Below are 12,973 nucleotides of genomic sequence, written 5' to 3' on the forward strand. Positions count from 1 at the left end.
CGCTAAAAAATTATTGCTTCTTGCTGAGCAATACTTGGTAAGCATCAACGGCAACCGTGTCACCTGACTTAAGACCCGAGAGCACTTCGACCTCGCCATTTAAGGGTTTAGTCACACGGACTTGGACGAGTACAAAGCCATCCCCCTGTTTTAAATAAACACTGCTCAGTTCGTTCATTGTGAGTAGCGCTGATAGTGGCAGTTGAATTATTTCACGCTCGCCATTTTTAAAAGATGCCTTTGCCCAAGTGCCGGGTTGGAGATTGGCTTCATTCTCAGGCAGGTTAATGCGCACTTGGTAACTGTGGCTGATGGGATCGGCAAAACTAAAAATTGTGAGATCCCTCGAGGTCAACTCGCGGCCATCACTTAAACGCACGATAAATTCGGGGGCATTTTTCAGTTGATTGATATAACGCTGTGGCACTTGGGTAATGGCGCGCATTTGGCTTGCTGAAAACCCTGACAGCAGCGCTTGTCCTGGGCTAACGGTTTCGCCAAGTTCGACAAAACGCTCAGTGACTACGCCACTAAATGGTGCCGAAACAACCGTGTATTTTAAGGATTCGCTGGCTTTAATGACTCGCGCTTGTGCTGCACTGACGGCTTGCGCGGTTGCCTTAGCATTGGCAGTGGCTTCATCCATCGCTCCCTGTGAGATAGCGCCTTGGGGAAATAACTCTTTATAACGTTGGTATTGTGCCTGTGCTTCAACATTTAAGGCTTTTGCTTTGGCTAAGTCGGCCTCAACGCTCGCAAGTTCAGCGCCTTGTTCTTTACTGGTGATTTCAAGTAGGGCAGCGCCTTCGGGGACAATATCGTTAACATCGTAGTTGAGCTTGACGATACGGCCAGAGGTTTGTGCTGACACCGTTGCCGCTTTGACCGCTTCAATGGTGGCATCTAAGGTAACCCAATTAGCATAGGGTTTATTTAAAACGTCGATAGTGTCGACTGAAGCTGCTTGAGCTTGAGCACTAGAAAATAGCAGTAGTAATAACAGAGTGCGAAAAATAGACGTCAGCATTAAAATTATCCCAGATGTTATTCATGAGAAAATTCTAATGGAGTTGGGTTGAATAGGCAATCACTATTTATTAGAAAAATTTAATGTAATGCTGTTGGCTAATTTAGGAATAAGACCAATATGCCTCTTATTCCCAAATTATTAATAGGTTACCAACCGATAAACCAATATCCCTAATCGTTTAAATAATAGCTCAGAGTGGAGACGATACGAATTTGTTTAATATAAGGTGTGCTGCTGTCGCGATCTGAAATCGTGAACTGGCCTTGACTGGCGGTTTTAATTTTACCGAGGCGAGAATCTGAGTCTTTGGCAAATTTTTCTGCCACTTCACGGCCATTTTGCGTCGCTTCTTGCACCATTAAAGGTTTGACTGAGTTGAGGTCGGTGAAGAGGAACTCAGCGCTGTTACCATAGTCTTGGCTGGCGATTGCTATGCCTTCTTTCACTAAACTAATCATTTGCTTACGGGCATTAAGCATTAGGTCGATTTGTGGAGTATAAACCGATAAATTAATTTTTGCGGAGTAGCGATATTTCACGTTTGGATCGACATAACCTTGGGCTTGACGGTCTTCAATAGAAGGTAAAGAGACGGTGATTTCGCTATCGTTAAAGCCCTGTTCTTTTAAGAATGCCACCACGCGGTCCGTTTTTTGTTGAACCGTTTCATAGAGCTTGGGCAGATTGTTATCGACCTCGGTGAAATTGATTGGCCAGATAGCCACATTCGCTTTAACTTCTTTTTCGGCTAAGCCCTTTACCGTAACAGTACGATCCATCGCTTTCATTTGTAATAAAGCTGAGCTTGCGGTTTGGCCGACATATACTAGGCCTGCGCAGAGGAAGCCGCCGAGTAAAAGGGCTGGAAGGGTATTATTTTTTACCATGAAAATAATCTCTTAATTAAATAAACTAAGCCTACGATACGCAATTACTGGAGGTTATGCACTGGGTTTATTCGGTATTGCCGCCGCTTAAAACCTGTGGGATGAAAGGATGGAAAGCATCAGTTTGAATTATTGTTAAACCATAAATTGTAAATTAATACTACAAAAAAGCCGCAATCAATGCGGCTTTGGGGATGTAGCGCTTATCTTAGAACTGGTAGCTATATTGCACCGAGTAGTACATGGCACTTGACTCAGTAATCGCATTAACCGGACCTACACCAGGTGTTGCGCTATTTTCAATTAAGTGAACTTCTTCACCTTTAACATAGGCGATACCAAAATCGATGCTGTTCTGTGGATTAACATGGTAGCTCATGCCCGCAGTAAACCAGTTACGGTCTGAATCTGGGATCGAGATTGAGCTAATATCATCAACCACACCCATGTCATGCATGTAACCTGCGCGAACGGTAAATTGTTCGTTAATCGTGTAAGTACCACCTAAGCTAAATAACCATGAATCTTTCCATTGGTATTTTTTTAGAGCAACATCACCTGCATTTACAGTACTGCCAGCGCCAGCTTGGCCTGGTAAAATGGTGGCTACGCCATCTTTAGCAGTAATTTGCTCAAAATCGCCCCATTTGGTGAACTGGGCGGTGTAATGTACCGCAAATTGAGACGTCAGCTGATGGAAACCTGCTACTTGGAAGATATCCGCTAGCGGTACATCTAAGCTATCAAAGCTGGTGGCTAGTGTTGTTGGGCCGCCCAATCCTAAATTCGCAGTAGAGATAGTATTGATATCGCCTTCAACATTAACCGTTGGGCTAAAGCGGTAGCTTAAACCAAAACGGTTATCCTGATTTAACTCAATCGTTGCGCCAAGGATACCGCCAAATGCCCAGCCATCGGCATCAACATTAACCAGCGGTGTTGAGCCAGCATCACGGGTCAAGCGTCCTTCACCGTAAACCGCATCAATACCAGCACCTATGCTGAACATGTCATTGATGCGGTATGAAAGGCTAGTATTAAAGTTAATTGTGGTGACTTCTGTTTTACCTAATAGATCAAAGGGGGCTGCAGCAACATTTTTAGACAATGTGGCTGAATCGGTACCTGTACCAAAATTAGAAAAAGCGGCAAAACCTACGGCAAATTTGTCATCGATGGGATGGATATAGTAAATATTAGGAATGGCCTTAGTGCTGCCTGCATCATCGATACTGCCTAAATCGACGGCTCCGCCAGCAAAGTTAACATCTTTGACATCAACTGAAACATCGACGTAAGTTAAACCAACAGAAAGTGAATCCTTATCAAATAACGCCATAGCTGCAGGGTTACGAGATATTACCGACGCGTTATCGGCGATAACGGCATCACCAGAGAATGCACGGCCTATGCCTGTGGCTGATTGGCTGTTGAGTTGGAAACCAGCGGCTAAGGTTTGTGTACTGGCTAATGCGACCGAAATGGCAATGAGTGTCTTGTTGAATTTTTTCATTATTATTCTCTCTATTTTTATAAATATTGGATTTTTATTCGACCGAACTCCCCAGTACCGTGTCGAAATCCTTTTTTGTCTTTTGCATCTTATGGATTGAATGTACTGCCAACAAGTCCGACCAGATGTTAAATATGTTAATTTTCAGTTAATTAAAGGCATTTCAAACAGAGTGTTTTTTAAGTGGCGATTGAATGGTCTGGCCAGTTGCCTGATGTCATGGGCTTTGGATGCGATGAAGAGTTTTAATTAACGTTAACGATTTGTAACGCTGCGTAGAAAAGTTAAAACGATACAAAATGTAAAAAGGCGTACAAGTGTATGCCTTTTTACATTATGGATGAGGGCAGAGATTACAATGCAGATTTAAATTGTTCGAACTCTGTTGTCACTTGTTGACTCGGCGCAGATAATTTACTGACTAAAATACCGGCAATGGATGCAAATACAAAACCTGGCAGTATTTCATATAATTCAAAAATCCCACCCGATAATTGTTTCCAAATGACCACGGTTAACGCACCCACTATGATGGTGGCAATCGCGCCATTACGACTATATTGCTTCCAAAATAACGACAACAGTACCACTGGGCCAAATGCGGCGCCAAAACCTGCCCATGCGTAGCTCACTAAACTCAGTACGCTGCTGTCAGGATTAAGTGCCACTACGCCTGCAATCACTGCAATTGCCAGTACGCCTAAACGACCAACCATCATCAACTCGCGATCATCAGCTTTAGGTCGCAGCCATTTACGGTAGAAATCTTCGGTGATAACGCTTGAGCAAACTAATAGTTGCGAATCGATAGTGCTCATAATTGCCGATAAAATCGCCGCGATGAGTAGACCACCAATCCATGGGTTAAAGGCCGCTTGGGCTAAATGGATAAATACGGTTTCAGGATTTGCAAGTGGCATTTTTGCAAAATAGACAGATCCAGCAATCCCTGTTGCCAGCGCACCTACCAAAGATAGTATCATCCAGCTCATCGCAATACGGCGCGATAAGGGCAGGGCATCGGCGCTGCTTATCGCCATAAAGCGCGATAAAATATGCGGTTGACCAAAATAGCCTAATCCCCACGCGAGCAAAGACAGCATGCCAATCACAGTGGTGTTATCGCTAACGAGTGCCAACATCGCCGGATCAATCGATTCCATTCCGGCCTGACTTTCAGGGTTGGAAAACACCGCAAACGGCACAATTAATAGTGCGATAAGCATTAAACAACCTTGAAAAAAGTCAGTCCAACACACTGCAAAGAAACCGCCTATAAAGGTATAACCGACTATGATGGCTGAGCCAATAACCAGAGCAACGGTGTAATCAAGGCCAAAGACTTTTTCAAACAAAATCGCGCCGCCTACCATGCCTGAAGAGGCGTAGAAGGTGAAAAATACTAGAATAGTGATGGCGGAAACAAGTTTGAGGTAACCTTGAGTATCGTGGAAACGCTTCTCAAAAAAATCGGGCAACGTCAGTGCGTTATCAGCCAGTTGAGTGTAAATACGTAGGCGTTTTGCTACAAATAACCAGTTTAACCAAGCACCAAAAATTAAGCCTATGCCAATCCATGCTTCGCCTAAACCACCTAAGTAAACCGCGCCGGGTAAACCCAGTAATAACCAACCAGACATATCTGATGCACCCACGCTAAGTGCAGTCACGGCGGGGCCCATTTTTCGGCCACCTAAAATATAATCATCAACAGTATCGGTAGCACGATAAGCCCAAAAACCTATGCCCATCATCAATACTAAATAGCTAACAAATGTGATTAAAATTGGGGTTTCAATCGTCATCTTGTTTCTTCCCATCTTTTTATTATTAAAAGTGGCAAGCATGCTACCAGATGTTTGAGCAATCGCCCATTAGCAGGTAAATATGTGACTAAAATCTAACCTGCGATACGAGTTTTTATCGAAGGTTAGATTTAAAAATGATCGGTTTAGATGAAGATATTGCTTATTTCGTCTTTTACATAGTTAAGATCAGATTTATCTTCACCAACGATCAGAATAAAAGCGTCAGCAGTTTCAAAACCGATACCTTGATATTGGCTGTCGGCAAACGTTTGATCTAGCACCATACGTTTTTCCAACGGCACGATAAATAGAGTGACTTTACCTTGCTCGCCTTGAAGCACGAGATGCAAGCTTTTTACACCTTGAAAATCGCAATAAGAGCTGAAATATACTTTACCGGGCTGTTGGATAAACTTGGCATTACCAAAGTTTTTCAGTGAAGCCAGTCGAGCATTTACTTGTTTAAAGTCGACATTTTGGTCCAAGTGTAAAGCGACACTCTCATGATTGACATGGGCTAGAGCATGCTCTGCTAAATCGATGGGGCCAAGGCGCAGTAAACTAAAGCTTATTCCCACAGCAAAGGCTATGGAAGCTGCCATTGCCATTAGAAAACCTGTACGGCGTCGCTGTTTGTGATGTTGCTGCAATTGCTGGCGCAGAATTAGCTTATCGGCTAAATCTTCAGGCACACTAATTTTTAATGCACTGCACAGTTTTGCATCGAGATTTTTAAGTTCATTCACAAGCGCTTGGTTTTCTGGTTTAGCTTTTATCTGCTGCAGAAAATCAGCGTCTTGATTGTAAGGGTTCTCATAGGCTTGACGTCTAAATTTAAGCTCATCCATTGGACTGACCTCTCACCTCTGATTTTTCAAGTAATACTTTCAATTGGTTTCTCGCCCGAAATAAACGTGTCATCACAGTGTTACGATTAAGCTCCATTAGCTCGGCGATTTCATCACCGTTAAAACCACCAATCAGTTGCAGTAAAAGTGGTTCACGGTATTCAATGTCCAGCCGACTAATTTGCCGACGGATCAGATATTGATCGGTCTGATCTTCACTGCTATTAGAGATATTGTCCTCTAACGTATCTTGCTCGACATCGGAGTAATCAAACTGTTTACGCTCAAAACGCCGCGCATTTTCCCGTCTCAAAATAGTGATAAGCCATGCTTTAGCGGCTTTATCATCTTTGAGGGAATCTAATGCTTTCCATGCCCGTAAAAATGTTTCTTGAGTAATGTCCTCAGCCACGTGTTTATCGCCAGATAACCAATAGGCATAACGGAAGATATCGGCATGTAGCGCCTTGACTAGGCTGTTATATCGTCGTTGTTTGCTTAACATGTCAGAAGAGACCGCAGGCTCTGCTGATTTCTTGCGCCAATTAGTAAACATTTTTTACCTGTTGGTTTTTTCGCTGGATATTTAACATGTTGAGCTCGCTTTTTTGTCATTAAACCTAGTCATTAAACCTAGTCATTAAACCTATTATTAGTTAAGGGTTTATCGAGGATTTAGTGGGCTTAATGCTACTGATTTTGGTTTTGAGTGCTGACGTTGATAGGTTTTGACCGCGTTAAGTAACGCGGCGCACTGGGCACTTAAGTGTGGATTTGCATTATTAGCATTAGCACTATAGGCGGCTAATTGCAGTTGTTGTATCGCTTCAGCCAGTGGTAAAGACTGCTCGGCAATCTTATCGAGTGTCATTGGTGTTTGTTCTAACTCGCTAAAATAGCGCTGTAATTGCAACATTATGTGGCCCACATCGCCACTGGCACAGGCTTTTTCTAAGCTGTGTAAACCCGATATCGTTGCTGCTGGAGCCGAGTTGAGCGCAATCGGTGCCGTTACTTGATTTTTTAAAGCACGGCGCCAAGCAATTAAAGTGATAATCCAAACCACTAAAGTGATCAACCATAGCGCAGCAAATGCCTTAACCATCCAAGAGTTATTGTTATCAGCCGTTGAGTTAGCTTGCCAAGCGGGGGCTGTGGGCGTATCCGTGATAGCGCCACCTTTCACCACGATAGTACGTGCTGGTAGTGTTGCTGTTTCTTCTCGTTTAAGGTGCGGGTTCCACCAAGGTATGTTGATTTCGGGCAAAGTAAACGTTCCCGCTTTACTGGGGACAATAGCCGACGAAATACTGTACTGAGACACGATTTGCGCTTCACGCACAAAGGTCTGTCGCTGGGGTTTTTCAGGATATAACTTCAGCTCATCAGGAAGCGTCTGGTTGATATCTGGCAAACTATTTTCATCAGCGTTTGAGGCTAAAAGCGTTATCGTGCGAGTGATGGGGCTGCCGACGGTAAACTCTGTAATATCCTCCGGAAACGTTTCTTTTAACACTACCAGATCGGCAACTAACCACTGACCTAGAAAACTGGCGGGAGCAGGATTGACTTGTACTGTGAGCGATGGCGCTCCCGCTTGCATTGGGCGACTTTCATTAAAGCCAAACATACCGCCACGGCGTTGGGATTCAACCAATACATCGCCGGCAAAGGTGGCTCCCTTAATATTAATTTGGCCCGGTAAGTCGGGAATAATGCCATAGGTACGCTCAATTACGCGATAACGACGCCCATCGACAATTTCAGAGCCATCTTTATCTTCACCGACTTGTTTGATTTGCCCGCCCTCAATCACCGGTGCGCTCAACACACCTCGCTGTAATTCTACCGCGAGATAGAGTTTTACTTTATAGGTAATTAATTGGCCGACATAGGCTTCGTCGGTTGACACTTTTGCGTCGATAAATAGGTTTTTCATTTGTGCGGGTTGACCACCGCTTTCGACCACTTGCAGTGGAATTGGCGCCGAGTTTATGCCGTCAATACTAAAGGCTGGAATAGTCAATTGACCTTTTTGTTTTGGTGCAAGCAGCACTTGCCAGCGAGTTTCTTTAACCGCATCAAAATTCATGATTTGTGTACTGCGACTTACGCTGGTGCGACCAACAATAAAGTCCCTCAGTAGGGCTGAGGTGTCGAGTTTGCCGGTATCGATTTCATCATCAACACTGATATTAAGCACAAAGTATTCGCCCAACATCACGGGGTTGCGATCAACAGTTGCCTCAATCTTAGTGAGTGCAAAAGCGGGATTAACCACTCCGATAGCAAGGAGTAGCAGGATAAAAAATTGTCTGATTACCACTGTTCGTTATCCTTTGATATTTGGCCATTTTGGCGGCGTTTTTGATATTCCAACTGCATTTTGTTACGCAGTAATACTTGAGGGTCTTCGCTCACGCCCCGCAGTGCGCGTTGCATTTCGGGTGGAAGCGGCTCACTGTTTGTTGGCGGCGCTTCGATAGATTCATCCATAGCAATGTTTTGTTTATCTTGAACATCTTGCTCTGGAGTATCTTTAGCACTAACGTTTTGTTTTTCTTGCTCAGGCATTTGTTTGTTATTTGCATCAGCTTTAGCCTGCGCCTGCATGTTAGCCTCATTATCTACTGGCTTATTTTCTTGGCTATCAGGTTGAGGTTTATCCTTATTACTTTGATCATTGCTATTTTGTTTATCTTGTTCTGATGGTTGTTCATCTGCTTTTTGCTGTTCAGGGCTTTGCTTATGATCTTGTTCAGCATTGGTATCATCCTGCTGCTCCTTGGATTCTTGCCCTGCTTGATCTTGCTTATTTTGCTCAGAACCATTCTGTTGATCGTTATCTTGACCAGATTGCGGATCTTCTTTTTGATCTTGCTCTTTACTCTGTTGGCCGTTATTACCTTGCTGTTTTTGCTGTTCTTTCAATTGTTTTTCAGCAAGTTCAAGATTGGCTTTTGCCGCAGGGAAATCGGCCTGTTTTTCAAGCGCGGCTTGATAGCGTTCTTTCGCTTTATCAGGTTTACCGAGTTGCATCAACGCATTGCCCTGATTGTAAAGGCCTTGGGCTGAGTTATCTTGCTCGAAGGTTTTGAGCGCTTGCTCATAATCACCGGCTTTATACTGAGCACTAGCACGCCATTGGGGTGACTCAAACTGCTTAGCGGCGTTAGCATAATCTTGTGATTGATAGGCTTGCATTGCTTGTTGATCGGCGGTTTGCCATAAATCTTCCCATATATTGGCATGGGCAGATTGCGGCGCAGCCGCTAATAGTAGGCCGCTCAATAAGGCAACAAACCCGCCACCGATACCCGCAATGATGCCTTGCCTAAAACTGAACAGCGCGGGAAGCAGCAATAATAGTGCCAGATAAGGGCCGAGATCTTGCCAGGTTTCGCCGTCAAGCTCTGTTGCTTTAGCATCGCCAGCATCACTTAACCAACCTTGTAATTGGTCGAGATCGTTACCATCGGCGCGGTTCTGAATCAAGATGCCTTTATTGTTTGCAACCAGCTTTTGCAGTAAGCCAAAATTTACCGCAGCAACCACAACTTCATTGCTATTGTCTCGTTGTAATTGTCCATCGGGTAGACGGATTGGCGCGCCTTGGCTGGTGCCAAAAGCCATTATGGCAAGACGATATTGCGTGCCACTTAATGCCGAGTTTGCCTCATCAAATTGTGCGGTAGTAATGCCATCGGTCATGACAATGATATCGCCGTGAATATGGCCACCTTGCGCCAATAGAGCTTTAGCTTGAGTAAGCGCCGCAGCTAAGTTTGAGCCGCGCACTGGCATGATCTCAGGGCTTAATGTGGGCAGTAAATTGAGTAGTGTGCCGGTATCACGCGTTAATGGACTGATAGTAAAAGCATCACCAGCAAAAGCGACTAAACCTGTTTCACCTTCTTTTAGATTACGTAGTAAGTCTGTTGCCCTAAATTTGGCTTGGGTTAAGCGATTTGGCGTCACATCGGTTGCAAACATAGATACCGACATATCCATCACTAATACACGGCCTTGTTCGGTGGCAAACACGGGTAAGGATTGTTTATTAACGGCAGGCCCAGCAAGGGCAATCGTCGCGATCAGCCAAGTGAAGGCTAATAAATGCAGCGGATGGCGGGATTTTTTATCGCCTTGGGTGACTAATATTTTGGCTAAGTGCGGCGCAATATAACGGTTCCATGCGCTGTGACTCTGGTGTTGTCGCCATAAACTGAGTAACACTAAGGCCAGCGGCACTAGGGCGAGTAGCCATTCGGGACGAATAAAATGTAGGCTCATTATTTTATGTTCCTCCGTGAACTCGTTGCAGCGAGTTTAACTCGGCGCGTAGCAAAAAATGGTAATTGACCTAAGGCAATCCACAGGCTTGTCAGTAAAGCCAAAGCCAGCGGCCAATAGAACAGGTCTGCCTGTGGACGATAGCTCAATTGGTCGCGACTCACTGGCTCGAGTTTGTCGATTTCTTGGTAAATTTGATCCAGTTCTTGGCTGTTACGGGCGCGAAAATAACGGCCGTGGGTGACTTCAGCGATATGCTTAAGCTGGTTTTCATCTAGATCCATCGAGGGGTTAACCCGTTCGCGGCCAAAGAGTGTGCGCCGCTCCATCACATCAGCTCCGACACCCACAGTGTAAATGGTGACTTTACGATTAGCGGCAATCTGCGCTGCTTGTTCTGGCTCGATATTGCCCGCATTATTGGAGCCATCGGTCAATAAAATCAGCACTCTATTACTCTCGTCCATTTTATCAAAACGCTTTACCGCTAGGGCTATGGCTTCACCTATGGCGGTTTGTTTACCGACTAAGCCGATTTGCGCTTCTTTTAAAAATTGCGCCACTGAACGTCTATCTTGGGTGAGCGGTGCCTGTAAATAAGCGTGATCGGCAAATAGAATCAAGCCGATACGGTCGCCTTTGCGGCGTTCAATAAAATCACTGACGACGTGTTGTATCAAAGTAAAGCGGTCGACGGTTTTACCATTTACCACCATATCTTCAATCTGCATACTGCCGGATAAATCTACTGCCATCATCAGATCGCGGCCTTGGCTTGGCAACTCGATGGGTTCCCCAAGCCATTGCGGACGAGCGATAGCAAGCACTAACAAGCACCACATCAGCCAGTAGCGTTTACGGCTCTGGCGTGTGTTGGTGGCTAAGCTTTGTTTACCTGTTTGGCTCATTCCCGGTAATTGCAGTCGGCCACCCTCTACTTGTATGGTTTGTTGGCGCCAAAAAATCAAAGGTAACGGCAGTAATATCAATAGCCAAGGCCATGCAATAGTTAACATTGTGCCTCCGATTTTTGACTATCAACAGGCATAACTTGAGCGTTAATTTGACTAAGTTCAGGGGCGTTGAGTTTGGCTTTTGATGCTAACCAAGCCTGTGTCAGCGCGTGTAACTCATTGGCTTCATCCAATGTTAGCGGCGTTGCTTGATGGCGTTTGGTTAGCAAGGGACCGATACGTTGGCGTTTATGCGCGGGTAAATAGCTGTCTAGCCAGGTTGCCCATGCCTTTCCATCTAATGACGCTATCGCTTCTCTACTGAGGTAACTCATGGCGGTGCGCTTTAGGATGCTATTGACGTCAGAGACATAAGAGGGCGCTTGTCTATCAAGCTGATTGAGTAACTGTTTTGCGGCTCTTCTTGGCGCGAAGTAACGGGCACGTTTTCTTAGCCAAATAACTAACAGTGTAATGAGGCTAATCACTATTGCTAAAACTAACCAATAACCGATGGCCCAAGGCCAAGCACCGATTGGATCGGGATGTATAATATCCTGCAGCTCTGCAAGTGCAGGATTTGGCACGGCAGACATCATCGGTGCAGCCGGTAGATTTGCTATTTCAGGAGTCGCTATGTGTGAATTCACTATTTCTGCACTCATTGTTAACGCAATAATTCCAATTGATTAGCTAAAGGAATACCCGCATCTATTAGCTGAGTACGCACACGCAATTGCTGCATCATGCTGATAAACCTTTGTTGCTGACGCTGCTGCATGTCGAGCCAAGCCTGATAACTGTGGCGGGTGAGCACTAAATCTTCATCGCCATCGCGTACCGGTAAACTAAAGTTGTGCGGTAACGGCAAAGTGCCTTGGCGCAGGGGATCGGTAATCAGATAGGCGCCAACATCACAATGACGCTTTAGCTCCGTTAATGGTGCAATACACTGGGGCGTAAAATGGCTGCCATCTGTCACTATCCAAATTAAGGAACCGGGTTTGGCGATACGTTGTAATCGCTGACAGGCGCGCAAAATATGATCGGGATCGCGCTGAGCACTGCCAACACGATTAAGCTGATTTTCGTGCACGCGGCGCAGCTCTGATATTAACTGCAATATGCCCTGACGACGACTGCGGGGTTTGAGCTCGACATGTTCGGACTCGCTGGCAATCAAGGCACCGAGCCTATCGCCATGGTTAATGGCATTCCAACCTAAAGTGGTCGCAAGGTGACCGGCTTGCACCGATTGCAGTAATAAACGCGAGCCAAAATAGAGGCTTTGGCTCAAGTCGATTAATAGTAAAATAGGGCGCTCACGTTCTTCGACAAATAACTTAGTATGGGTTTTGCCTGTGCGAGCAGTAACGCGCCAATCAATGGTGCGCACATCATCGCCCTGTTGATAGTGGCGCACCTCGGCAAACTCCATCCCGCGGCCTTTGATTAAGCTGCTGCGATGGCCGGCTAAATTGGCGCGGGCACGACTGTAACGCTCGGGCATAGCGCGGGCAATATTTTGGCACGCCAGCAGTTCTTGCTCCGTTAAGTGCAAACCATCGGCAAACAGCGGCAAGCCATCGGCCGAGGCTGAAAGTTGCGCAGTGTCACTCATCTTATTTCACCCTTATCTTC

The 12,973-nt window shown here is 45.3% G+C and carries 11 protein-coding genes; all 11 read right to left on the reverse strand.

Annotation, left to right across the window (positions count from 1 at the left end):
- Positions 1–10: 10 nt before the first annotated feature.
- Positions 11–1,024 carry an efflux RND transporter periplasmic adaptor subunit gene (locus C9I43_RS04300; protein WP_107884031.1) on the reverse strand — a complete coding sequence of 338 codons (1,014 nt, stop codon included), beginning with the start codon at positions 1,022–1,024 and terminating at the stop codon, positions 11–13.
- Between the two features lie 176 nt (positions 1,025–1,200).
- Positions 1,201–1,917: an SIMPL domain-containing protein gene (locus C9I43_RS04305; RefSeq protein ID WP_107882308.1), complete on the reverse strand. Its 717-nt coding sequence runs from the start codon at positions 1,915–1,917 to the stop codon at positions 1,201–1,203.
- A 208-nt stretch (positions 1,918–2,125) separates the two neighbouring features.
- On the reverse strand, positions 2,126–3,430 hold the full coding sequence (locus tag C9I43_RS04310; RefSeq protein WP_107882311.1) for an OmpP1/FadL family transporter: 1,305 nt from the start codon (positions 3,428–3,430) through the stop codon (positions 2,126–2,128).
- A 353-nt stretch (positions 3,431–3,783) separates the two neighbouring features.
- The gene (gene putP / locus C9I43_RS04315; RefSeq protein WP_107882313.1) at positions 3,784–5,235 is read right to left on the reverse strand and encodes a sodium/proline symporter PutP; all 1,452 of its coding nucleotides are present in this window, start codon (positions 5,233–5,235) and stop codon (positions 3,784–3,786) included.
- Positions 5,236–5,381: 146 nt separating this feature from the next.
- The gene (locus C9I43_RS04320; RefSeq protein WP_107882316.1) at positions 5,382–6,086 is read right to left on the reverse strand and encodes a DUF3379 domain-containing protein; all 705 of its coding nucleotides are present in this window, start codon (positions 6,084–6,086) and stop codon (positions 5,382–5,384) included.
- Positions 6,079–6,642 (reverse strand): sigma-70 family RNA polymerase sigma factor, encoded by a 564-nt coding sequence (locus C9I43_RS04325; protein ID WP_107882317.1) that lies wholly within the window; start codon positions 6,640–6,642, stop codon positions 6,079–6,081. The genes C9I43_RS04320 and C9I43_RS04325 overlap by 8 nt, the downstream gene beginning before the upstream one ends.
- A 108-nt stretch (positions 6,643–6,750) precedes the next feature.
- Positions 6,751–8,412: a BatD family protein gene (locus C9I43_RS04330; protein WP_107882319.1), complete on the reverse strand. Its 1,662-nt coding sequence runs from the start codon at positions 8,410–8,412 to the stop codon at positions 6,751–6,753.
- Positions 8,406–10,379: a vWA domain-containing protein gene (locus C9I43_RS04335; RefSeq protein ID WP_107882321.1), complete on the reverse strand. Its 1,974-nt coding sequence runs from the start codon at positions 10,377–10,379 to the stop codon at positions 8,406–8,408. The genes C9I43_RS04330 and C9I43_RS04335 overlap by 7 nt, the downstream gene beginning before the upstream one ends.
- On the reverse strand, positions 10,379–11,395 hold the full coding sequence (locus C9I43_RS04340; protein WP_107882323.1) for a vWA domain-containing protein: 1,017 nt from the start codon (positions 11,393–11,395) through the stop codon (positions 10,379–10,381). Before C9I43_RS04340 ends, C9I43_RS04335 begins: the two co-directional genes overlap by 1 nt.
- The gene (locus C9I43_RS04345; protein ID WP_107882326.1) at positions 11,389–11,997 is read right to left on the reverse strand and encodes a DUF4381 domain-containing protein; all 609 of its coding nucleotides are present in this window, start codon (positions 11,995–11,997) and stop codon (positions 11,389–11,391) included. Before C9I43_RS04345 ends, C9I43_RS04340 begins: the two co-directional genes overlap by 7 nt.
- Positions 11,998–11,999: 2 nt before the next feature.
- Positions 12,000–12,953, reverse strand: a complete 954-nt coding sequence (locus C9I43_RS04350) for a DUF58 domain-containing protein (protein ID WP_107882328.1) — start codon at positions 12,951–12,953, stop codon at positions 12,000–12,002.
- Between the last annotated feature and the right edge of the window lie 20 nt (positions 12,954–12,973).

It is taken from the genome of Shewanella morhuae (genome assembly GCF_003028295.1).
GTDB lineage: Bacteria > Pseudomonadota > Gammaproteobacteria > Enterobacterales > Shewanellaceae > Shewanella > Shewanella morhuae.